Consider the following 24840-nt stretch of genomic DNA (forward strand, 5'->3'; position numbering starts at 1 on the left):
CCATTAACGTAGCCAGTTCAGTTTCAATGGCTTGAGCTAATAACGCTTGTGCCCCTTTTTTTAATAGCTCTTCTAACGGATTGACTGGTGTCTCAATAGAAATAACATTATCATTTTTAGTCATTGCGATGTTCCTTTTGTTAATTGTTGATCGGCCAAGATCAATTAACAGGTTACATCGCAATGCTTTATCCTCATACACCAGAAACGACTATAGCTCGGTAAGGTTTCGCTATGCCCAATAACAATGGATGGGCGCATAAAATAGTAGTCTAGTCCACTTTTATAATGGGCATTGTTTTGATTATCATTCATATTAATTCCTTGAATGTAAACCGGTTAATTTATCACTAAAACAAGATAATCGAGTTTATTTCATGGGATTAACAACAGCATTGCTGTTGCATGGCAGAATCTTTATTATTAAACCCTGCGACATTAAGCATTAATTGGCTGATGACTTCAGGTTCAACGCCTGCTTCATCTAAGGTTTCCATATACCTATCTAAGGCATTTAATCTTAACGTATCGAAATCAAGGCCGATTTCTTCAGGGCCGAAGGAGCCACATTCAACGTTCATTTCGCCACATAAAGAGTCACAACCATTACGTATGAGGTTATAAACTTGGGGTAAGACTCTATCATTAACTTCATGCAATTTTTGATAAGTCACTTCTTTATTCAGGCTTAAATTTCTCTTAAGATAAGTGATGCCTGAATCGACATGCTCTAATTCATCAGCCAAAATACGCTTGCTAACTTTTGCTGTCAGATCGTCGACTTCAGAACCCTCTCCTGACATTGTTTGATATAACACGATAGCCATACTTTCTAAGACAATTTCTTGTGCGAGAAAGCAACTCATATAGTCGTTATTATTGGCTTTTTCTTGGATAAAATTGAGTATGTTTTTCCACTCAGGCTCTATGATGCGATTGACAAAGGGGACATTGAGTTGCTTAGCTAATTTTTCTAACATGTCGGCATGCATTAATTCTTCTTGGCCTTCTTTTAATAAGGCTTTCATTTCAACTCTGTCATCAGTTAAAAGAGACATTTGTGCATAGGCTTTAGCGGCAACGATTTCACCTGCGATGGCACTTGAAATAAGATATCCAATCAAGTGGCGATATTTTTCTTTTGATAACATTTCTTGTGATAATATTGCTGAATTCTCTTGGGTATTCATTTCAACCTCCAAATGACTATCTTAAATAGATATTACGAGCTTTAGCACTTTGCTATTTTATAGCTTTACTAACTCAATTAATTAGCAAAGGTAAGATATGGCTAATGTAAAAGGCATGCAGTCACTATACATTAAAATAAATGTGCAATCTTGAGTTGATATTGCTTTAATACTCATTTTAATACTTGTCTAATACTTATCTAATACTAAATGAGGGAGTGCAAACATAATAAATGTAAAAACTAATACTAAATTAATACCAAAACGATGTGGATAATTATAAAATCATACTTTATCGATGTTTTATATAAATTGTGGATATTGGTCTCTATATATTGATTCTATTAATTATTAATGTCAGTTTTGATTGTTGAGTGATAAATGATGAGGCTTGATAATATTTTCTATAAAACTAAAATGTAATATCTGTTAATACATTGCATTTATTATTCATGAAGTATTTTTTAGTGTTTATTTAATGAGTGTTTTACAATAGATGTGAGTATATATCAAGTGCTTATAGAGATGATTTCGTTCTCTTTATTTTATTGATATTGACATTCTTATATTGTAATAAGATTAAGGGGTTCATATTATGTATGAGGAAAAGAGCGATACTCATCAAAAAATCATAAAAGAAGCTTATTCTAAAGCGGTGACCTCAGATGCTCCTTATGTTAATGGAGAACAGATCATGGCGACTGACAGCGAAGCTATTTTTGCGCTGGCGGGTTATTCTCTTGAGGGATTAGCTGAGATTGATAGTCACATTTTAGAACATAATTTTGCCTGCGGAAACCCCATTGATATTGCTAGGATAAATCAAGGCGAGACCGTGCTGGACTTAGGTTGCGGCACCGGACTTGATGTTATCCTTGCTGCTGAGAAAGTGGGGTATTCTGGGCGAGTTATCGGCATTGATATGACGGATGAAATGCTGACTATCGCTCAGACAAAAGTTGATAGCTTACATCTTGATAATGTTGAACTTAAAAATGCCATGATTGAATCTATTCCATTAGAAAATAGCAGTGTCGATAAAGTGATTTCCAATTGTGTGATTAATCTTTCTTCGGATAAGCGCCAAGTGATGGATGAGGTTTATAGGGTATTAAAGCCTGGAGGCAGTATTTCGTTTAGTGACATTGTGATTGGGGATAATATTCCTAAATGGATTTTGAAACAAGCCGCATTATACGCAACGTGTGTTTCAGGGGCTACTCAGTTAGAGAATTATTTACACATAATGAAATCAGTAGGATTTAAAAATATTAAAGTGGCTGGTTTTAAAACTTATACCAAGGAGGAAATATTATCTGTTTTAGATTTAGAAGCGACAAAAATAAAAGAAGGAGTGGGTGAGTTCTTTTTTAATCGTATGCTAAATGCTGTGTCAGGCAGTATTCATAGTGTGCATCTCTATGCTGATAAATCATGATAAATATTGGACATTTATTAAGTTATATATTTATTTTATTAGTGTAGGAGGGATGATGACAATGAAACGATTAACCTTAACTATTATAACAATGAGTTTTATTATTCTAGGTTGTCAACCGAAAGATGATAGTGCGCAAGAAAAGATTATTATTACAGGTTCGAGTACGGTCGCACCTTTGATCAGTTTGATTGCTGAGGCTTATGAAAAGCAACATCCTAATGTGTACATTGATGTGCAAACGGGAGGGTCGTCTCGTGGGATCGCAGATGCGCGTTCGGGAATGGCTGATATTGGCATGGTGTCAAGGCGGTTAAAATCAAATGAAGCTGACTTAGTGGCATACACTGTTGCTCTCGATGGTATTGCGATGATTGTTCATAAAGATAATCCTATTTCATCTTTGAATGATCAACAAATTCAAGCTATTTACACCGATCATATTAATAACTGGTCGGATGTGGGTGGGAACAATCAAGCCATCACTGTGATACATAAAGCGGCTGGCCGTTCGACTCAAGAGTTGTTTCTTACCTTTTTTAAATTAAATGAAAAGAGTGTGAAAGCCGATCTTATTATTGGTGATAATCAACATGCGATTTTATCTGTTATGCAATCTAGGCAAGCGGTAGCGTATGTTTCTATCGGTGCCGCTCAATTTGAAATCAATAATGGTACGCCGATTAAGTTACTGCCTATGAATGATATTGAAGCATCAATTAGCATGCTTCAAAATCATGCTTTTCCCATTATACGAGAACTGAATTTAGTGACTTTCGGAGAGTCTTCTTTGGCAACACAGAAATTTATTCAATTTTCCCAATCATCAATGGTTATGCCGATCATTAATGATCAATTCTTTGTTGCGGCTCATTAATGAAACGGCCTTGGATGTTGACATCAATCTTGAGGAGCACTGCTTGGATATCGGGCAGTGTTCTGCTTTTTATTGTTATGTTTTTGGCATGGGAAAGCGCAAAATTATTTGTCACTATTTCTCCTTCACAGCTGTTTTCTGATGAAGGGTGGTTTCCTTCTAGCCAACATTTTAATTTAGTGCCCATGCTAGTTGGGAGCTTATATACTGCATTAGGCGCTGTATTGATTGCGATCCCTTTTGGTATCGCTCTGGCTGTTTATGTTCGCTTCTACGCGCCTAAATTGTTTGCTCATTTTTTTCGGATGGTGACCGAATTATTAACCGGTGTGCCTTCTGTTGTTTTCGGGCTGTGGGGCTTACTTGTTATTGTCCCTTTTATTAATCAAATAGCGCCTCCTGGCGCCAGCTTGTTAGCTGGGATTTTGGTTCTTGCCTTGATGATATTACCTTTGGTTGCAATAACAACGGATAGTGCATTAGAAGCGGTACCGAAAGAGTACTTCATTTCAGCTTACGCTATGGGTTTACCCCGTTACAGCATTATTCATCGCATTATTTTACCCTCTGCTTCATCAGGTATTATGTCAGGCATTATATTGCATCTTGGACGGGCATTAGGTGAAACCATGGCGGTGTTGATGGTGTGCGGTAATGTCGTGCAAATACCGCATTCTATTTTTGATCCAGTAAGAACTCTCACGGCAAATATTGCTTTAGAAATGTCTTACGCTATGGATGTACATCGCTCTGCATTATTTGTGAGTGGTTTTATCCTGTTATTGACGACCAGTTTTTTGGTTATTGTTGTGAGCAGATATAAGCATGAATATACAAAGAACGCATAAAGTCAATTGGTTAGATGTTTTTTGGACCGGCATGATTTGGTTTATGGCTGGGTTATGTCTCTTTTTACCTTTCATGCTTGTCGTGGATATTCTATATCGAGGTTTACCGTCTTTAACGCTGAATTTTTTATGGGACGATCCGATGAGTGCAGGAAGAGAAGGGGGCATTTATTCCATCATTATATCGACTTTTTGGGTTCTCTTGGTGTGTTTTTTAGTGGTCATTCCTATTGGTCTTGGTAGTGCTTTGTATTTGAGTGAATGTGTCAAGCTTAACAGTAAAAGAGGGCAGATAATCCGCTTAAGTTTGCGTATTTTATCTTCGGTACCTTCTATTGTGTTTGGGTTATTTGGTTACGCTATGTTTGCGATTTATTTAAAAATGGGATTTTCAATTTTATCCGGTGGTTTGAGTTTAGCCTGTATGGTTTTACCTTTATTTATTTTGATTTCAGAGCAAGCTTTCCAGGCTGTCCCTATTGCTTATAAACAGTCTTCACTCGCGCTTAATATTTCTCAAGGTGCTTATATGGTTAAAATATTGCTGCCGATGAGCAGTTCGGGTGTGGTGAGTGCACTGATTATTAGCATTGGCAGGGCGTTGGCTGAAACCGCTGTGTTGATCTACACGGCAGGATATGTGACGCGGATGCCGGGAACACTTTATGATTCAGGCCGGGTTTTATCTGTTCATATTTATGATTTATCGATGAATGTTATCGGTGGGCAGCAAAATGCCGCCACGACGGCGGCTTTCTTATTAATCTTATTAATACTCTTAAATGTATTGGCAAGAAGAGTGAGTCATCGATTAACGCGATATGCAAGATAAGGAGTTAGTTATGGGTTTTTTGTATCGAGTGACAAAGCATGATGAGCCTTTATATTGTCAGGCTCAAGCAGCAAGGGTTGACATTAACCAGTTATCGATTAAGTACAAAAACAAGCAGGCTATTAATAATGCTTCTTTGGTTGCTCAGCCTGGGCAGATCACCGCGCTTATCGGGCCTTCAGGTTGTGGGAAAAGTAGTATTTTGAGTAGTATTAATCGCATTCACCAGTTAGTGCCTGATTGCTGTGTTGAAGGAGAGATTAAACTGGATGGCGTTAATATCAATGAGATCCCTGATAGGTTACTGCGGCAACGTATCGGTATGGTATTTCAGCAGCCTAATCCTTTTCCACTTTCCGTAGAGGAGAATATTCGATTTCCTTTACGTCAGTATGGCATCTCAAACAAGCAAGCCTTAAAGGAGAGAGTCGAGAAAGTATTGCGGGAGGTAAACCTTTGGGAGGAGGTTAAACAAGATTTAAAAGCCAGTGCTTTTTTACTTTCAGGTGGGCAGCAACAAAGATTATGTATCGCGCGTTCACTTGCTTTAGAGCCTGATATCTTATTATTAGATGAACCTTGCAGTGCACTTGATCCTATCTCAACAGCTAAAATTGAAAGTTTATTGTTAGGGTTGAAAGACAAGATCACCATTATTATAGTGACACATAATTTGGCACAAGCTAAACGTATTGCCGATCAGATCTCTGTTTGTTGGGTGAATGATAAAGGGGGCTGTATTGTTGAAAGTGGTGGCATTGATAAAATATTTAATCATCCGACTCACCCAACAACACATTTCTTTTGTAATGGTTTACAGGGGTAGATTATGAATATTCTCGTTGTTTGTACTGGGAATGCTTGTCGTTCACAAATGCTACATGGTTTTTTAAAACAATATTTAGGTTTTAATGTGTATAGTGCCGGTATTGAAACACATGGTGTTAACCCCATAGCGATTCATGTTATGAAAGAAATAAATATTGATATATCGAGTCATACTTCTAATTTAATCCATGAATATAGTGATGTGACTTTCGATTATTTAATTACTGTGTGTGATAGGGCGAATGAATTCTGTCCTATCTTTTCTAATAATATTAAGAAAATTCATCAGAGCTTTGACGATCCGGGGTCGTGTTTAGGTACCGAGAATCAAATATTAGCGGAGTTTCGCCGAATTAGAGAGCAAATTAATCTTTTTTCAAATCAATTACACCAAGCGTTAATGCTACCGGCTTCATAATGTTATGTTGTGAATCCTATCGTGTTTTTATTTTTGTCTGTGGGATCCTTATTTACAAGGGTATGCTTATGTTGTAGGGTAAAAAATCATCTTTAAAAAATAAGATAAGGGCTGAGTCTTACTTTTTCTGGCAGGGTTGTCATGATTTGAGGGGCGCGGTCAAAATGAATACGTTTGAGTCATCGATATCTTATATCCCCAAAAAATTTAAATCTGCAGATTATCAATTATTAGATAAAATTGGCCAAGGTGGATTTGGGCAAGTTTATACCGCTATGCAAGTGAACACTGGCCAAATCGTTGCAATAAAATTTTTGACATTAAATCCTGATTTTGATGAAGATAAACGTCATCGTTATATTGCTCGCTTTCACAGAGAGACCCAGCTAAATAGTCGACTTTCCCATCCGAATATTGTTCGCTTATTGGATAAAGGTTGTGTTGATAACGATTTGATTTATGCGGTTTTTGAATATATAGAAGGACAGTCTTTAAAAGAAATCCTACTTGAAAAAGGCGCATTAAGACCAATACAGACAGTTAATGTTATGTCTCAAGTTCTTGATTCATTGGCTCATGCTCACGATCGTGGTGTTATCCATCGTGATCTTAAGCCGGCTAATATCATGTTGATGACATCTGATGTCAATCACCATGTCAAAATTCTCGACTTTGGCATTGGGGCTTTAACCAATGAGGCCCGTCAGGCTGATGACCAAAGTATAACATTAACGCAAGAAACCTTAGGAACGCCTTCTTATAGTGCGCCAGAGCAATTACGGGGAGAGCCACCCACCGTTAAAAGTGATTTATATGTGTGGGGGTTGGTTTTTCTTGAATGTTTGACGGGCCAGGCTGTGATGGCTGGGTCAAATTTAGCCTCAATTTTTCACAAGCAACTCAGTCAGTCTAATGTACCGATCCCAGCAGTATTAGCGGGACATCCTGTGGTGAGCTTATTACGCCGCGTGTTGAATAAAAAAGTACAAGACAGGGCTGGGGTTGCGATTGATGTTTATCATGAATTAAATAAATTAAATTTTTCGTCTTTAGTAGGGGATTTTAATGGATTAAATCATGACGATCGACGAGGGGAATTGACGCCGACAGTGGCACGGGTGTTTAGCAATGATGAAACGCAAATTAACCCTGATGCATTTGCTATCAGTGGATTTATTGAGCGTAAACAAATTTCAGTATTGTGTTTATCATTGAGCATTCGAGCTGTTAATGAAGGCGGAATTGACATCGATGTTATTGACGCTATTCATCGAGATCAACAATCACAATGTAGCGATATTGCGGTGAGTTATGGTGCTTTCCATGTGGGTAGTTTAGGTGACACTCAGTTATTTTATTTTGGTTATCCAAAGGTGAGTGATAATGATAGCCGCTTATGTGCCCGGACGGCATTGGAGATAAATAGTCGATTAAATAAATGTAATGCATTATTGAAATTGAGCGTTGGAATAGAAGTGCAAGTAAGAATGGGGATGAATACTGGTATCGTTACGCATTATCGGGATTCAGCACCTGAAGGTGACACGGCTAATCTTGCTATGGAATTAATGCGTCATGCCCAGCCCCAGCAGATATTATGTACTCAAGCCAGTGAGCGATTATTAGAAAATCATATCGAGTTTACCGCGTGTGCAATAACAGATAATCATTGTTTCATAAAAAGTTTACTGCTTTATCAATTTGTTGGTGAACGAAAAGTCGAAGCGTTTTGCTTTTTACGTGTTAACCGTACTCATCATGATTTTATCGGACGCAGTCAAGAACTCGAGCATTTGTTAGCTTTGCTAAAGCAGAATGAAAATAATGGCGCTTTTGTGTTTGGTGAAGCGGGTATGGGGAAATCTCGGCTCATATTTGAATTTAGACAACGTGCAAAAGGGCATCTTCACTTAATCGCTCAGTGTTTACCAGAACACCAGTTCAATGCTTTATACCCTATTCTGTCTTTACTTAAAGATCTGTACTCAGTGGAAGATTCATCTTCGAATACACTCATTGAGCACTTTACTTTGATATTAAATAAACACAGTAATATTGATACAGAGCAGGGAGTATCGGTGTTGTGTATATGGTTAAATTTACCTTTGCCTGAAGATATATCAATGATGGCCTTGATACTCGAACAGCAGAAAAAAATACTCTTTGAAGTGTTGGTTATATTGTTATTTATAACGGATGAAGACAGCGATAAAAAAAATGTGTTGTTTGTATTTGAAGATTTACATTGGATTGATCCCACCAGTTTAGAATTTGTTTGTTTTTTACTTCATCATTCACTGTTTAAGTGTGGAAAAGTGACGCTAGTCATGACCTCTAGAGTAGCCTTACCTCAACTATTGAAGGGGTTAATGATCACGCCTGTGAAGTTAATGGGATTAGCGCAAGTACAAACGTATCAAATCATTAAAAATATGTTTGAGCATCAAAATGTTGCATTGAGAGTATTAGAGTTAGTGTGTACTCGCACCGATGGTATTCCTTTATTTATAGAAGAGCTGGTAAATATGCTGCGCTATAGAAATTGGGTACAAGTGCTAAATGGTCAGGTTGATTTTGTCAGTGAAGCGGTCTTACTAGAGATCCCCAATACGTTACTTGATTCCTTACAACAAAAATTAGATGCCTTAGTTTATGCAAAAGAAACGGTGCAATTGGCGGCGTGTATTGGTCGAGAGTTTGATTATCAATTATTAGTTTCGACGTCTAATCGCACCGAAGAAAAAGTGCAGAATGATATTGTTGAGCTGCTTAGTCATGAATTGGTCTATCAACTTAGGCAAGTCAAAGGAGATCGTTATATTTTTAAACATGCATTAGTCAGAGAGGCGGCTTATGCCAACATTGAAAGTCGAAATAGAAAACTTTTTCACGGTTTAATTGCACATGAATTAGAACAGAGAGATGAACATAATGTCATGGAAGTGGCGCTTCATTTTTCTTATGCGGAGCACTTTACTCAGGCGACTCGTCAGGGGATCGTCGCGGTGACACAGCTTGCAACCGCTGGCGCGAATGCCGAAGTATTGAGCTTCGGGGAACGGTTATTGCAGTGGGTGGAAAAGATAGAAGCACCTATTATACGCGATTGTTCGGCATTGGCATTCTATCAGATGGCGATTTCTTCTGAGCTTGTTGTGAACAGTTATACCTCTGAAAGAGCCCATGAATGGAGCCAAGCTATTCGGGCTATTTTATTACGTCTTCCTGATGAGGTAAAACGCAATGAAAAGGTTTTATGCCATAAACTTAAGGTTGTGAGCGAGTTTCTCCGTTTTTTACATTTACACCATTCATCGCAATATCAAGCAGCCAGAACGTTAGGTGAAGCCCTATTAAGCCGTTATTCAAAAGAAGAATATCAAGAATATGATGTTCCCACGTTATGTTTTTTATCTCAAAATTACCAATTAACAGGGCACTTTCATCATTCGATTGAAGCATTTGAAAAAGCACTCTATCATTATGGAGTGGCTCCACAGCAATTATTCATGGAAAATAATACCGACTTTAAGCCTTATTGTTTGGGAATGTTAGCCCTATCGTATTTACATATTGATCAATTGGATAAAGCCATTGTATTAGCCCAGTCCGCAGTGAGTTTATCCGATCAAGGCCAATATCAGGTGTCTTGTATCGCGTCCCATATTTTTTATGCGCTTTGTATGAGTTTTAAAGGGGATGATGCTCAGGTGATCCGCATTTGTGAGGGGTATTATCAACAGTATTTTAATCCAGACAATCCAATATTTTATACCATTTACATTGATATTTTGCTGGAAACCGCACGCGATAACTTAGATAAGGCTAAGCAAAGAGTCATAGAGTTATGTGACTCTGATTATGATTTTGCAACCGGTTGGTATATCCATTTTATTGCCAAGAAAATGGTCAAAATGTCTCGTGTCGATGAGGCATTATCTTTAATGGAGTTGTCTTATAAAAAGTCGATTAAAAATAATGAAATGGCAGCATTACCGATAGTAAAAAATGCGTTAGCCTGGGTACTATTCGAAAAAGAAAAAAGTGCCACACCGAGAGTGATTGCGCTTTTACAAGAATCACAGACGTTAGCAAAAAAGCAAAAAGCGTATTTATTTGTCAAAGAAGCGCAGTTATTACAAGATAAAATACACGAAAATGTATAGAGCTGTAGATGTAATCTAATAATATCATTAAGTTAATATTAAGGTGGCACTATGAGTAATACAATTTTAAGTTTTAAAACGGCATATTTATCCGCGGTCGCTAAATCATGGGTTGATAAAAATTTTGAAGAAGACTTTCATCGAGAGGGTGAAAATAATCTTCTCACATTCTTGGAGGAACATTCAGGTTCCCCTAAGCAATTTATTAATCCTTGGAAAAATTTAACTATTAACTTTTTAAAGGATAAAAAGTCCGGTACTAACTTTTTAGAGGATGGTTTACATTGGGATCCGATTAAAACCGGCCGTTGGGTCGGTGATGATGATAGGCTCACTATTTATTTACCAAGGGATCCAGAGGATCCATTATTAAAAAATAATAATGTTCCAAATATGATTGATAACCGAGTTGAAGCCTTGGCTAAATATAATTTTATTTTTCCGACTTTTATGGGAAAAATAAAATCGAATTTTGAAATGTTGCTTAATGAAAAAAACCAACATGAATTTATTAAGTTACTGATTGAAAATGAAGTTCCTATTCCGAGCATATTAACCATGGGCGTGGCCGATTTTGATTTACTGGACTTTTCTGCCACAGTATTACGGGCCATATCGCTTTATTGGGAAGATGACACCTTTAAAACCAGTATTATTAATGTTGATGATAATTATTCGGATAAAACGCCGATTTTGTCGAAGTGGTTTGGTTATAATAACCCATGGAATTTTATTATTAATTTCAAAAAATGTGACTCTTTTTACCTGCTTAAAGCCAATGAGGCTCAATATCCCGCGAATGTTATTTCATTAGGTAAACCGAAAAAGCCACACAACCCCAATGGAAATCAAAATGATAAAGCTGTGCTTCCTATTGCGTTAGCGGCGTACAATGATGATGGTAATTCGTATCCTTTTACCTGCTGTTAATCATTACACCTTGAGACTCTTTTTTTGATTGAGCTTTTTGATAGAAAAGAGTCTTTTATTTGCTTTAAATCTGCTAAGTAACGATAAGATAAGGATGTTATCGCGATGAATATCTATGATGCTGATCGACATTTAATTGAGCCGATTGGAATATGGGCGCAATATGTTGATGAGGTGATATTTAAACAATTTCCGATTCATTTGATTGATGATGCATTTGAACGGATTACAGTGAAAAACGAACAAACCATGTCTGTGCTACCGACTTATGCCATCGGGCCTTTTCCTTTACTTTTTCATTGGGGTAGCGCACTTAAAATTGCCAGTAGTCAGCGCAATGCGCTGACGATGGCACAGCGAAAAAAAGCCATGACGCCGACTGAGCAACTTAAGAGTATGGATGCATCGAATATTCAGTGTGCTGCTATTTTGCCTACTTTCGCCATGTATATTGTCAATCATAGCCTTATCCCGTCCAATGTTTCTTTAGCTTATGCTGATGCTTACAATCGATGGTTAAAAGATTATTGTGGGGTGAACCCTCAACGTCTCAGGGCTGTAGGACTCATTAGTCGTCATCAACCGGATACGTTGCTTGAGCAGCTGACTAAGGTGATTGATAATGGTTGGACGTCGATTACACTGAGGCCAGAGGTGATTTCGAAGCGCAGTTTAGGACATGGTGATTACGCATCATTTTGGCAAGCGTGTGAACAGAATAATATTGCTGTCGTTATTCACGGAGGGACTAATTTACATGCATCGACAGTGGGCAGCGATCGCTTTCATTCACGATTTGCGTTACATGCTTGCTCACATCCGATGGAAGCGCAAATGGCTTTTGTCTCCTTGCTAGAGTCTGGTGTATTTGAGAGCCATCCTCAATTGAAATTTGGTTTTTTAGAGGCGGGTGCGTCATGGGTTCCGCATTGGTTGTGGCGTTTAGATAATATTTGCTTTCCCGAATTTCCATCGTTAGTCGATGACCATATTAAGATGCTACCGTCAGCGTATTTTAAACGCCAATGTTGGGTGACGGTTGAGCTAGGAGAGCCTTGTTTACGCGAGGTGATTAATGTGATCGGTCATAAAAAATTACTGTTTGGCAGTGATTTTCCCCATCCCGATCATCTGCATTTGGTCGTGTTGGATATCAAGCAGCAACTCCCAGAATTAACAGCGCAAGAATACGTCGATGTATTCGAAAATAATGCACGAGACTTCTATGATGTTGCAATTGACAATAATCGGGCTCGATATCTTGATCCCTTTGGCGTCAATGTTGCTAAAACCCCTTTTATTGATGATGAAGTCTATGAGGGGGAGTTTGATGGCGGTTGAATTAATAACGGATGAGGGACTTTTAGAATGTGAAGTGCTTACTGAATATAGTACGGAGCGAGCGCCTTTTTATTGCGTGCAATGGCATCCTAAATTTAATGTTTATAGCATCGATACTGAAGATGTTTTTCTTGTTTCTTCTCAGCAGCAATGGCGATTGACCTCGGGTCAATTTCCTTTTTTTTCTGTCATTGAAGGAGTGGTAAGCTTTGAGACAATTGTTCAATGTATTACAGCTAAAGTTTCTTCGTTATCAGTCTCTGCTGCTGTGAGTGCTTTTGTTACACAAATATATCAACTCGCCTCACAAGGCTTGTTATTGATCGATCAAGCTCCTGCTGTTTATGTTCATGCTGATTTTAACCATAATGACACTTATCTTGAGCATGAAGTGAATACGGTTCATCTCGTTAATGTATCGATTTTGCCGGAAAATGTGCGGCTTGAATGGTTTGCCAGTTTTCGAGATGAACTTATCAAAAATATGTACCTGAGTGATGAAGAGATCAGTATTGTGTTGGTTGATGATATGCTTGATCCCCGTATTATCGATTTATCATTAAGATCGCATTTTTTTGTGTTTCAAATATCGCCAGAGAGAATGTGGTTGAGCCCGTGTTTTAAGCTCACCGATCGGGAGTACTTTTTACGTTTTCAGCGACGACTACTCGTTAATCAGCCCATTAGGCAGTGGTTGATGATGATACGCCCAAATGAATGTCATTGTTATCCGATTGCCGCCGAAATATCAACGCTGAGTATTGAGGGACGCATTGACCGTTTTATACCGCAAGTAACAGCCAAAATAATCGCGTTAATACAGCAACAATTAGAACATGAAGATGATAAATTGCTCGAGTATAAGCTGGTGAGTGGCGAAGTCGAAAGTCATCTGATTAATGTTGATCTTAAAACAGCGGGTCATTTTTATCCTGATATACATACCCCTATACACATAAAAAATCGTGCGACGTGTATCCAGGTTGAAGGGGGCTTAAGAGTGGTAAAAGCCCGTCAAACCGTTGAAACATTAATGCCGCTAGTGAGTCCGATCACGGGAGTGATTAACCATTTAACCCAGCTGAATAAAATGCAGGATAAACCTATTCATATTTATAGGACGGGATTTTTTCGCGCGCCACTGATCTCTTTGATTAAAGCTGAGGAGCGATTTGTACAGATTTGTTTAGGGAAAGGGGTTAGTGTTGAGCAATCGAAGGCGAGTGGACTATCTGAAGCAATAGAGCGTTTCTGTGCTATTTATCAAAAAGAATTACCGTTATTTAAGTGTTCGGCTATTGCATTGAGAGCGGCGGGATTGCGTTATTTTTGTTTTCAAACATTGGCGCCTTTTAGTGAGTCTCAATATAGTTCATTCTTACTCTCAAAAAATGCACATCAGCAAGATGAGCATGCTGTTAAACCTTATGATGGCCGAGCCATTCATTGGTTACCCAGTTGGTCTTTAACTCAAGAAAAATGGGTGTATTTTCCGATGAGTTTGGGTGTCAGCCAATTGCCCTTTGATGATACCCAATTTGGTCAATGGCATTCCAATGGTTGCGCGGCAGGCAATATGGTAGAGGAAGCCATTTTACAAGGGTTATTTGAGTTAATCGAACGCGATGCGGTGGCGATTTGGTGGTATAACCGCTTGCACCGAGCTGAGTTTGATTTATCCCGTTTAGATGAGTCAAGATTAGCCAAGATAAGCGCGACCTTATCACCGAACCATGCTCATGAGATAGAGAATAATCGTGATGGGAAAGACGATGAGACCGGCTATGAATTTTGGGTGTTAGATTTAACTCATGATCTTGGCGTCCCTGTCATGGCGGCCATCGGTAAACACAGCGCGACGGCGAAATTTATTATGGGGTTTGGGTGTCACCTTGTGTCTGAAGTTGCCGCCGAGCGTGCATTAACAGAATTATGTCAATTACAGCTGATTGCTGATAGACATTCAGCTCCGTTTGATTTTAATGCCATCATTGATGGCGATCATCTTTACCCTCAAAGTAAAGTTAAACCGAGTCCGGATCGTTGTGAGCCCCAATCAGCATTGAAGCAAGCCATTAAGATGCTCGTGTGTAGACTCGATACGTTGGGTTTTGAAGTGTGTGTATTCAATTACAGTCAAGCCGCTATTCCGCTTAAAACTGTCAAGATTCTCGTCCCTGGTTTGTGTCATATTTGGCCGCAGCTTGCCAATGAAAGGCTATATCAACTGCCAGTGTCATTAGGTTGGTTGGATGAAGCCCTTGATGAAAACACGATAAACCCGCACTGGTTATATATTTAAGTTGAAACTGAGAGGTATGACAAGTGGACCTATACTGAGGTGTTCAGGATCCTAAATCTTCAACTGACTTGGGTATAACATGTTCATATTAGAGCTCAAGATCACCACAGTGTAATAGGATGTAATAGCATCGTTTGCCTTGCTTTGACAAAATAGAGAGTAATACTTCGGTTGATGAGGTTTACAGGTGGATTTTAACTTATGAGAGGTCATGAAGAGTTGAGACTGATTTTTGTTAATTCACATTTTTTGTTAATAAAATATAGGGGATGATTATGGCGATGATGCTTAATGAAGCCACAGGAAATAGCGTGTTACTTCAACCACAACATATTTTTGGACGTCATCCTACTGCAGCCACTCAGCTGACTAACTTAGAAGCGTCACGCACTCATGCGGTGATTATTTGGGACGGTGAATATTGGATTTTGCAAGATACCAGCAGTAATGGGACGTTTATTAATGGGAAGCGGCTTAAAAAAGGTCATAAAATACTGCTTGAAAAGGGAGATGCGATTCAATTTGGCAATATCCATACTGAAAACTGGTTTATAAAAGAGCTGACTCCTCCTGAAAGTATTTTGCTGCCGTTGACGTTAGGCTTAGAGACGATTCATTTAAGTGCCATTACTGCGTTACCCTCTGAAGACTCCCCTGAAGTGTCTATTTATCCATCTGCTCAAGGTCAGTGGTTATGTGAAACCAGTGAAGGTACAGTGATATTGAAGACAGGAGATTGCGTGGGAACAGCAGAGTTTCAGTGGCGATTTGTGGATGCCAAAGCCAGTATAGAGACCGATATTCTTAGTGATAAGAAGCCACTCTTATTTGACGATATTTGTTTTATTTTTGATGTCAGTCAAAATGAAGAGCATGTGTCATTAACGCTGACACTTGATGAGACACCGATCGACTTGGGTGAGCGTAATCATCATTATGTGTTATTGCTGCTTGCACGTAAGTCGCTTGAGGATAGTAAGCTGGGTGTGTCTGACATTGAAAGGGGTTGGCTGGATAAAGATCTTTTATGTGGCATGTTGGGGCAAAGTGAGAATCATATTAATATTCATATTTACCGTTTTAGAAAACAACTATCGGCTCTTTATCCTGATGCTGAGCAGTTATCGACGCTTATTGAGCGGCGAACAGGGGAAATTCGCTTTAGCCCGCGAGAGATTGAAATATTTGGAGGATTGACCATTGATCCTACAATCCAGCAGCAAGGAAAACCTATTCGTTTGAATTAAGTGATGGCAAGGTTAGTTATACCACTTTTAGAACATGAATTCGGATTGGAAAAAGGAAAAAAACCTAAGTGGGACTTAGGTTTTTGCAACGCATGTAAAGTTGCCCCTTGTTAAAGGCGACTCGTTTTAGGATTATTTGGCCATACGCTTGTAACGTAAACGATGTGGCTCAACGACATCTGTGCCCATGCTTTCTTTTAGCCAAGCAGAATATTCGCTGTAATTACCTTCATGGAAATTCACTTTACCTTCATCACGGTAATCGAGAATATGTGTCGCGATCCGATCGAGGAACCAGCGGTCATGAGAAATGACCATCGCACAGCCGGGGAACTCTAATAAGGCTTCTTCTAATGCCCGTAAGGTTTCAATATCCAGATCATTGGTTGGCTCATCGAGTAATAATACATTCCCGCCCGCCTGTAGCAGCTTGGCTAAGTGAACACGGTTACGTTCCCCTCCTGACAAGGTGCCGATAATTTTTTGTTGATCGCCGCCACGGAAGTTAAAGCGTCCGACATAAGCGCGACTGGGGATCTCAGTATTATTGATCCGCATAATATCTTGTCCATCAGAGATCTCTTGCCAAACGGTGTTTTTATCATTCATTGAATCACGGAATTGTTCGACTGAGGCTATTTGTACTGAGGTGCCTAATTCGACACTGCCGCTATCGGGCGCCTCAGTGCCTAAAATCATTTTAAATAAAGTTGATTTACCAGCACCGTTGGCACCAATAATACCGACAATTGCGCCTTTAGGAACAGAGAAGCTTAAGTCATCAATCAGTATCCGATCGCCATAAGATTTAGTCAGGTTGGTGACTTCAATGACTTTGTCGCCAAGACGAGGTCCCGGTGGAATAAATAGTTCATTGGTTTCATTTCGTTTTTGGTAATCATTGGTGTTCAGCTCTTCAAAGCGTGCCATGCGGGCTTTGCCTTTAGATTGACGACCTTTACTGCCTTGACGTACCCATTCGAGTTCTTTTTGAATGGTTCTTTGACGGGCACTCTCGGTGGCTGATTCTTGTTTCAAACGGGCATCTTTTTGTTCAAGCCATGAAGAGTAATTACCTTCCCAAGGGATCCCCTCACCACGGTCAAGTTCTAAAATCCAACCTGCGGCATTATCTAAGAAATACCTATCATGAGTAATCGCGACCACTGTGCCAGTATAATCTTGTAAGAAGCGCTCTAACCAAGCGACAGATTCTGCATCTAAATGGTTGGTCGGCTCATCAAGGAGTAACATGTCAGGGCGTTCGAGTAACAAGCGGCAAATCGCCACACGGCGTCTCTCTCCCCCAGACAATACGGCAATTTTTTCATCCCAGTCGGGTAAACGAAGTGCATTGGCTGCGCGTTCTAAGGCATTATCCAAATTGTGTGCATCTTGGGATTGGATGATGGCTTCGAGCTGTCCTTGCTCTTTTGCAAGGGCATCAAAGTCGGCATCGGGTTCAGCATACAGAGCATAGACTTCATCGAGTCGAGTCAGGGCGTTTTTTGCCACAGAGACGGCTTCTTCTACCGCTTCTCTGACCGTTTGCTCAGGATTGAGTTTGGGTTCTTGAGGTAAATAACCAATGTTAAGATCTTGCATCGGGCGCGCTTCACCTTCGATTTCGGTGTCGAGTCCGGCCATGATCTTTAACAGTGTAGATTTACCTGAGCCATTTAAACCTAACACACCAATTTTGGCGCCGGGGTAAAAACTCAGGGAAATATCTTTGAGAATTTGTTTTTTTGGGGGGACAATTTTACCGACCCGCAGCATGCTGTAGACAAACTGAGCCATTTGAATTCCATCATAATGAATAGTTAATCGTATAATCTTCTCATACAGACGTGTATCGACTCAAGCACAGCTTGTAAAAGAACAGCGTGTTCTTGATGAAGTCAATGGCGATGAAATGAGTTTGAAGGAATCCGATCTGCAGTACTTATGCTGGGTGATTTCTAGATGAGAGAGAAATAGTGACTTAGTATCGGTAGTTAGTGGGTTTAAAGAGTAATGCGGTACGATATTTTTTAGGCAAGACTTTGATTTTAAAGTGTCACTCAGTCATTTTTTAGTGTTATAAAGTGCGGGTCCATGGGAAAATAGGCAGACTGTTTCTAGATACGAATATTGAGTTTGTTATTTGCTACACAACTTGAATCAAAATCAGGTTAACTAAGCGGTTTTTTCATGTGTTAATACTGGGATTGTGCTCAATTGCGGAGTAGAATAGCACGCAACCCTACCAAGTGAATTGACAGCTGGAGTGAGCAATGCTGAAGAGAGATATGAATATTGCGGATTTCGACCCACAATTATTCCAAGCTATTGAAGATGAGACCCGTCGCCAAGAAGAGCACATTGAACTTATTGCTTCTGAAAACTATGCAAGCCCTCGAGTCCTCGAAGCGCAAGGTTCGCAATTAACCAATAAATATGCTGAAGGCTATCCAGGTAAACGTTATTATGGCGGCTGTGAGTATGTTGATATAGCAGAAGAACTTGCTATCTCTCGAGCCAAAGAACTATTTGGTGCGACTTATGCGAATGTTCAACCTCATTCAGGTTCACAGGCGAATGCGGCTGTCTTTATGTCGTTACTTGAAGGTGGTGATACTGTATTAGGCATGAGCTTGGCGCATGGTGGTCATTTAACCCATGGCTCACATGTCAGTTTTTCTGGGAAACTCTATAATGCCGTTCAATACGGTATTAATGCAACGACGGGTAAAATTGATTACGAAGAAATTGAACGTCTCGCTGTTGAGCACAAACCTAAAATGATCATTGGGGGTTTTAGTGCTTATTCGGGGATTATTGACTGGGCAAAATTTCGTGAAATAGCCGATAAAGTCGGGGCTTATTTGTTTGTTGATATGGCGCATGTTGCGGGTTTAGTGGCGGCAGGGATTTATCCTAGTCCATTGCCACACGCCCATGTTGTGACGACCACGACACACAAAACCTTAGCTGGTCCTCGTGGTGGACTCATTTTATCGGCTATCGATGATGAAGCGATTTATAAAAAATTAAATTCAGCGGTTTTCCCTGGTGGTCAGGGAGGTCCTTTGATGCATGTAATTGCGGCTAAAGCGGTTGCTTTTAAAGAAGCCTTGGAGCCTGAGTTTACTGTTTATCAAAAGCAAGTGGTTGTGAATGCCAAAGCCATGGCCAATACCTTCATCGAACGTGGTTTTGATGTGGTGTCGGGAGGAACTGATAACCATTTATTTTTGCTTGATTTAATTGACAAGGATATGACAGGTAAAGATGCGGATGCGGCGCTTGGTTTAGCGAATATTACCGTCAATAAAAACTCCGTTCCGAATGATCCACTCTCTCCTTTTGTGACCTCTGGTTTACGCATCGGCTCTCCTGCAATAACCCGACGTGGTTTTGAAGAAGCGCAAGCGATAGAGTTGACCCATTGGATGTGTGATATCTTAGATGATATTAGCAATGAAGCCACTATTGCACGCGTGAAACAACAAGTCATCGATTTGTGTGCAAAGTATCCTGTTTATGGTTAAATTGGTGTCATAAATAAGGTAAACTTAGGTGGTCGCATTATGCGGCCATTTTTATTTATTCGGCTGCTAAGCCGACGTATTCAGATTGAGAATAGGCAGGAGGCTTGAATGCATTGTCCGTTTTGCAGCGCAATAGACACTAAGGTTATTGATTCACGATTGGTTGCTGATGGCCATCAAGTGCGTCGTCGGCGTGAATGTGTGAAATGTCATGAGAGATATACGACATTTGAAGGGGCTGAATTAGTCATGCCTAGAGTGGTTAAGCAAGATGGCAGTAGACAGCCCTTTGATGAAGAAAAATTAAGAGCCGGAATGTTGAGATCGGTTGAGAAGAGACCGGTATCGATGGATCAAATAGAAAAATCGATTACGCAAATTAAATCCACGTTAAGAGCGACAGGTGAGCGCGAGATTAACTCTCAAATGATAGGTAACTTGATGATGGACCAGCTGGTGGACCTGGATAAGGTGGCGTATATTCGTTTCGCTTCTGTTTACCGAGCATTCGAAGATGTGTCCGAATTTGGTGATGCCATCGCAAAATTACAAAAATGAATGTGATGCCTGTCGTGATAAAAGGGAGATGACCTTTTATCATGCTCAGTGTTAAATTAACCTGCTAGCTAATCAGTTGTTTAGGGAGCATTTCTTGTCAGTGATATGGATTGAAAATGTGGTCTATTCAAGATATTAAGATGATGAATCGTGCCCTGAAATTGGCACGTAAAGGGACATATACGACGAGGCCAAATCCGAGCGTAGGTTGTGTTATCACTCAAGGTGATGAAGTGATTGGAGAGGGCTATCATATCAAGGCAGGTGGACCTCATGCTGAAGTTCATGCGCTTAATGATGCCGGTTTGGCGGCAAAAGGCAGTACGGCTTATGTCACACTTGAACCTTGTAGTCATTACGGCAGAACGCCGCCTTGTGCCTTAGGGCTTATTGAAGCGGGTGTTGTTCGTGTGGTGATAGCGACTGAGGATCCTAATCCGCAGGTGAAAGGTCGTGGCATTGCCATGTTAAAAGAGGCGGGCATTAGCGTTTCTGTGGGCTTATTAGCCGCTGAAGCGAAAAGGCTTAACAAAGGTTTTATGAAATGTATGGCCATTAGGTTGCCTTGGGTGACGGTTAAATTAGCAGCCAGTTTAGATGGAAAGACCGCATTGTCGAACGGGGTGTCTCAATGGATAACAGGGCCTGAGTCTCGCCGAGATGTACAACGCTTAAGAGCGAGACATGGCGCGTTAGTGACAGGTATCGAAACAGTCTTAGCAGATAATCCGAGTTTAAATGTTCGTCACAGTGAGTTAGGTGAGTTAAAACAGTCTTTATCTGAGACGGATATTATTCAACCTATTCGGGTGATATTAGATAGCCGAGCACGATTGCCTGTCAATATGGCCTTATTTGAGGTGGAAAGCTCGATTTTATTGGTGTCCTGTGTGCATTATCCAGAAGAGGTTCGTAATGCTTGGCCCGAGCATGTGAGCCATTTATTACTGCCTTCGATGGATGGGCGTGTTGATTTGGCGAAATTGTTGGAGCATCTTGGTTCACTTTGTCATTCAGTGCTCATTGAAGCGGGGGCGACATTGGCGGGCGCCTTTATGGCGGAAGGTTTGGCAGATGAATTAGTGTTATATCAGGCTATTAAAATCTTGGGTGACAAAGGACGCAATTTGTTATCTTTACCTGAATATGGTTCGATGGCGATGTTGCCTTCGATGACATTAATCGATGAGCGTAAAGTGGGGGCTGATACTCGATTGACGCTCAAACTGGGCTAATAAAGACGGCTTTTATGTTTATCTTCATTGTGAATTTATGCTTAATACTGAGTAATTGATATGTTTACTGGAATTATAGAGTCCGTTGGCTCATTACGATATGTTGAGCGCCGCGGTGATGATATTCGCCTTACTGTAGCCAGTGGCAAGCTTGACTTAAGTGATGTGAAGTTAGGGGACAGTATTGCTACCAATGGTGTTTGTTTGACGGTTGTTAAATGTTTAAGTGATGGCTATTTAGCTGATATTTCAGCTGAAACCGTGGCATTAACAGGCTTTTCTCATTATCAGGTGGGCAGAGCGGTTAATCTTGAAAAGGCGCTGACACCGACGACTCGTTTAGGCGGGCATATGGTCAGTGGTCATGTCGATGGCATTGCGATTGTTAAAGAGCGACAACATCGTGGTAAAGCGATAGAGTTTTGGTTGAGCGCACCTAAGGTGCTTACGCGTTACATTGCCCATAAAGGCTCTATTACTATTGATGGTGTGAGCTTGACGGTGAATGAGGTTAACGATCATCAGTTTCGTGTGACGATTGTGCCCCATACGGCAGCTGAAACGACGTTGATAACACTAAAAGTGGGTGATAGCGTTAACCTTGAAGTGGATTTAATCGCCCGTCATTTAGAACGATTGATGCTTTACACAGGGGCAAAAGATCAACCCAATAATGCCGATGGCGTGACGATGGACCTATTGGCACGTTCTGGCTTTTTACGTTAATACTGTTTTGCGTTAAGATTCTATTTTTGGAATAGATAATCTATTTTTAATGACTGGGCTGCGATGATCTGGGATTATTTTTTGTGATGACAGATAATGTCCTTTACTCAGTTAGTGGCTAAATAACGATAAGGTTCGACTAATGGCATTACACAGTATAGAAGAGATCATCGAAGATATTCGTCTCGGAAAAATGGTGATCCTCATGGATGACGAAGACCGTGAGAATGAAGGCGATCTTATTATGGCAGCAGATTGCGTGACGCCTGAAGCGATAAACTTTATGGCCACCTATGGCCGCGGGTTGATCTGTCAAACATTGACAGAGGATCGTTGTAAACAACTCAACTTACCGTTAATGGTGAGTAATAATAATGCACAGTTTTCTACCAACTTTACCGTATCGATCGAAGCGGCAGAGGGAGTTACAACCGGTATTTCTGCTCATGATCGGGCTGTCACGGTTAAAGCCGCGGTCGCTAAAAATGCGCAGGCAGTCGATTTGGTCCAACCTGGGCATATTTTTCCTTTGATGGCGCAAGAAGGTGGCGTACTGATCAGAGCGGGTCACACTGAAGCGGGATGTGATTTAGCCCGATTAGCGGGTTTTGAACCTTCTGGTGTCATTGTGGAGATTTTAAATGAAGATGGCACCATGGCACGTTGTCCAGATTTAGAGGTCTTCTCTGAAAAGCATGATATTAAAATTGGCACGATTGCTGATTTAATCGAATACCGTAACACCAAAGAAACCACCGTTGTCCGTGAAGGGCAATGTAAACTGCCGACACGCTTTGGTGAGTTTGAAATGATCACCTTCAAAGATACCATTGATAATCAGCTACATTATGCTTTGATAAAAGGTGAGGTAAAGGAAGGTGTCTTGGTTCGAGTTCATCTTCAAAATACCTTTAATGATCTTTTATATTCAGAAAGAAATCAGCAACGTAGCTGGCCATTAGATCAGGCTATGCAACGTATTGCGGAAGATGGTGGCGTATTGGTTTTACTCGCAAACCATGAAAATAATGATGATATTATTGCGAAAGTCAAAGCTTTTGAGGCTGAAGATAACGGACAAGCGCCGAGTGCGGCTAAATGGACGGGCACGTCAAGACGTGTGGGGGTAGGATCACAAATTTTAGCCGAGATCGGCGTGACTAAAATGCGTTTGTTGAGTTCGCCAAAGCGTTATCATTCCCTATCGGGCTTTGGTTTAGAAGTGACGGATTACATCGCTGACTAATTTTTCCCTTGGTGAGTTGTTGATGTCAGTGTCAGATGTTCCTTACATCATCAAGCCCCTTAGGTAGGGTAGCAGTAAGTTATCACATTTCTTATCAATTGCATGGGGATCAGAGAAGAGTGCTGTGGTATCATAGCGCCTCTTCCGCCCTGATGCTGGGTAATTAAGCTAATTTAGGTAAGATGATGAACGTAGTGCAAGGTAATATCGAAGCAAAAAATGCCAAGGTTGCGATTGTAATATCGCGTTTCAACAGCTTTCTAGTTGAAAGTTTACTTGATGGGGCGGTGGATACCCTTAAGCGCTTTGGACAGGTCGCAGATGAAAATATCACTGTTATTCGTGTCCCTGGCGCTGTTGAACTGCCTCTGGCTGCTCGTCGTGTTGCGGCAAGCGCTAAATTTGACGGTATTATTGCACTGGGTGCAGTGATCCGTGGTGGCACACCTCATTTTGATTTTGTTGCAGGTGAATGTAATAAGGGATTATCTCAAGTGGCACTTGAATATGATCTTCCGGTTGCATTTGGCGTGTTAACGACCGATACCATTGAACAAGCGATTGAACGTTCGGGTACTAAAGCAGGCAATAAAGGTGGTGAAGCTGCTTTGAGTTTGCTTGAAATGGTTAACGTTCTGCAAGAACTTGAAGCACAGTTGTAATATTAGGAACCCGTAATGAAGCCTTCTGAGCGCCGTAAGGCCCGCCGTTTAGCCGTTCAGGCTATTTATTCTTGGCAATTAAGCGGTAATAATATTGCCGATGTTGAACATGAATTTTTAACTGAACATGTTGTAGACGGCGTCGACGTAGCGTATTTCCGTGAGTTATTCGCGGGTGTTGCTACTAAGAAAAGCCAATTGGATGAGCTTATTGCTCCTCATTTGGAACGTCCACTTGAAGAAGTGGATCCGGTTGAGAAAGCCGTTTTGCGATTAGCCACTTTTGAGTTAACTTATCGTAAAGATGTCCCTTATAAAGTTGCCATCAATGAGGCCATAGAGCTCGCAAAAGCTTTTGGCGCTGAAGAGAGTCATAGATTTGTCAATGGTATACTTGATAAATTAGTGGGACGTAAAAAATAAACTGGAACGGTATCTTAAGGATACCGTTTTTTTTAGCTGT

The 24840-nt window shown here is 40.3% G+C and carries 20 protein-coding genes; 18 read left to right on the top strand and 2 right to left on the bottom strand.

The window, feature by feature from the left end:
- Positions 1 to 383: 383 nt before the first annotated feature.
- On the bottom strand, positions 384 to 1190 hold the full coding sequence (locus L2764_RS05500; protein WP_248939235.1) for a ferritin-like domain-containing protein: 807 nt from the start codon (positions 1188 to 1190) through the stop codon (positions 384 to 386).
- 595 nt (positions 1191 to 1785) lie between these two features.
- Here L2764_RS05500 and L2764_RS05505 point away from each other — a divergent pair.
- The 11 genes from L2764_RS05505 (at position 1786) to L2764_RS05555 (ending at position 16417) form a co-directional block, all read left to right on the top strand.
- Positions 1786 to 2628, top strand: a complete 843-nt coding sequence (locus L2764_RS05505; protein ID WP_248939236.1) for a methyltransferase domain-containing protein — start codon at positions 1786 to 1788, stop codon at positions 2626 to 2628.
- A gap of 61 nt (positions 2629 to 2689) precedes the next feature.
- A complete protein-coding gene (locus tag L2764_RS05510; RefSeq protein ID WP_248939237.1) occupies positions 2690 to 3505 on the top strand; it encodes a phosphate ABC transporter substrate-binding protein in 816 nt (271 codons plus the stop codon).
- Between the two features lie 14 nt (positions 3506 to 3519).
- Positions 3520 to 4353, top strand: coding sequence for a phosphate ABC transporter permease subunit PstC (gene pstC / locus L2764_RS05515; RefSeq protein ID WP_248939238.1), 834 nt, complete (start codon positions 3520 to 3522; stop codon positions 4351 to 4353).
- Entirely contained in the window at positions 4331 to 5185 is an 855-nt protein-coding gene (gene pstA / locus L2764_RS05520) for a phosphate ABC transporter permease PstA (RefSeq protein WP_248939239.1), read from the top strand. Before pstC ends, pstA begins: the two co-directional genes overlap by 23 nt.
- 10 nt (positions 5186 to 5195) lie before the next feature.
- A complete protein-coding gene (locus tag L2764_RS05525) occupies positions 5196 to 6011 on the top strand; it encodes a phosphate ABC transporter ATP-binding protein (RefSeq protein ID WP_248939240.1) in 816 nt (271 codons plus the stop codon).
- A gap of 3 nt (positions 6012 to 6014) precedes the next feature.
- Positions 6015 to 6431, top strand: a complete 417-nt coding sequence (locus L2764_RS05530) for an arsenate reductase ArsC (protein ID WP_248939241.1) — start codon at positions 6015 to 6017, stop codon at positions 6429 to 6431.
- A 164-nt stretch (positions 6432 to 6595) separates the two neighbouring features.
- Entirely contained in the window at positions 6596 to 10597 is a 4002-nt protein-coding gene (locus L2764_RS05535; RefSeq protein ID WP_248939242.1) for a TOMM system kinase/cyclase fusion protein, read from the top strand.
- A gap of 51 nt (positions 10598 to 10648) precedes the next feature.
- Positions 10649 to 11527 carry a BMA_0021/BMA_0022 family TOMM bacteriocin gene (locus L2764_RS05540; protein ID WP_248939243.1) on the top strand — a complete coding sequence of 293 codons (879 nt, stop codon included), beginning with the start codon at positions 10649 to 10651 and terminating at the stop codon, positions 11525 to 11527.
- 105 nt (positions 11528 to 11632) lie between these two features.
- Positions 11633 to 12868, top strand: a complete 1236-nt coding sequence (locus L2764_RS05545; protein WP_248939244.1) for an amidohydrolase family protein — start codon at positions 11633 to 11635, stop codon at positions 12866 to 12868.
- A complete protein-coding gene (locus L2764_RS05550) occupies positions 12858 to 15170 on the top strand; it encodes a YcaO-like family protein (protein WP_248939245.1) in 2313 nt (770 codons plus the stop codon). Before L2764_RS05545 ends, L2764_RS05550 begins: the two co-directional genes overlap by 11 nt.
- 275 nt (positions 15171 to 15445) lie before the next feature.
- Positions 15446 to 16417, top strand: a complete 972-nt coding sequence (locus L2764_RS05555; protein ID WP_248939246.1) for an FHA domain-containing protein — start codon at positions 15446 to 15448, stop codon at positions 16415 to 16417.
- Positions 16418 to 16549: 132 nt separating this feature from the next.
- On the opposite strand, the gene ettA is transcribed toward L2764_RS05555, so the two are convergent.
- A complete protein-coding gene (gene ettA / locus L2764_RS05560) occupies positions 16550 to 18217 on the bottom strand; it encodes an energy-dependent translational throttle protein EttA (protein ID WP_248939247.1) in 1668 nt (555 codons plus the stop codon).
- A gap of 476 nt (positions 18218 to 18693) precedes the next feature.
- Here ettA and glyA point away from each other — a divergent pair, with 476 nt between their 5' ends.
- From glyA to nusB, 7 genes are all read left to right on the top strand, one after another.
- Positions 18694 to 19950: a serine hydroxymethyltransferase gene (glyA, locus tag L2764_RS05565; RefSeq protein WP_248939248.1), complete on the top strand. Its 1257-nt coding sequence runs from the start codon at positions 18694 to 18696 to the stop codon at positions 19948 to 19950.
- A 108-nt stretch (positions 19951 to 20058) separates the two neighbouring features.
- Positions 20059 to 20508: a transcriptional regulator NrdR gene (gene nrdR, locus L2764_RS05570; protein WP_248939249.1), complete on the top strand. Its 450-nt coding sequence runs from the start codon at positions 20059 to 20061 to the stop codon at positions 20506 to 20508.
- Positions 20509 to 20624: 116 nt separating this feature from the next.
- Positions 20625 to 21743 (top strand): bifunctional diaminohydroxyphosphoribosylaminopyrimidine deaminase/5-amino-6-(5-phosphoribosylamino)uracil reductase RibD, encoded by a 1119-nt coding sequence (gene ribD, locus L2764_RS05575; protein WP_248939250.1) that lies wholly within the window; start codon positions 20625 to 20627, stop codon positions 21741 to 21743.
- A gap of 60 nt (positions 21744 to 21803) precedes the next feature.
- The gene (locus L2764_RS05580; protein WP_248939251.1) at positions 21804 to 22469 is read left to right on the top strand and encodes a riboflavin synthase; all 666 of its coding nucleotides are present in this window, start codon (positions 21804 to 21806) and stop codon (positions 22467 to 22469) included.
- A gap of 142 nt (positions 22470 to 22611) precedes the next feature.
- The gene (ribBA, locus tag L2764_RS05585) at positions 22612 to 23715 is read left to right on the top strand and encodes a bifunctional 3,4-dihydroxy-2-butanone-4-phosphate synthase/GTP cyclohydrolase II (RefSeq protein ID WP_248939252.1); all 1104 of its coding nucleotides are present in this window, start codon (positions 22612 to 22614) and stop codon (positions 23713 to 23715) included.
- A 185-nt stretch (positions 23716 to 23900) separates the two neighbouring features.
- Positions 23901 to 24377 carry a 6,7-dimethyl-8-ribityllumazine synthase gene (gene ribH, locus L2764_RS05590; protein ID WP_248939280.1) on the top strand — a complete coding sequence of 159 codons (477 nt, stop codon included), beginning with the start codon at positions 23901 to 23903 and terminating at the stop codon, positions 24375 to 24377.
- A 15-nt stretch (positions 24378 to 24392) separates the two neighbouring features.
- Positions 24393 to 24800, top strand: a complete 408-nt coding sequence (gene nusB, locus L2764_RS05595; protein WP_248939253.1) for a transcription antitermination factor NusB — start codon at positions 24393 to 24395, stop codon at positions 24798 to 24800.
- The last annotated feature ends 40 nt before the right edge of the window (positions 24801 to 24840 follow it).

It is taken from the genome of Shewanella surugensis, assembly GCF_023284005.1.
GTDB classification, from domain to species: Bacteria; Pseudomonadota; Gammaproteobacteria; order Enterobacterales; family Shewanellaceae; genus Shewanella; species Shewanella surugensis.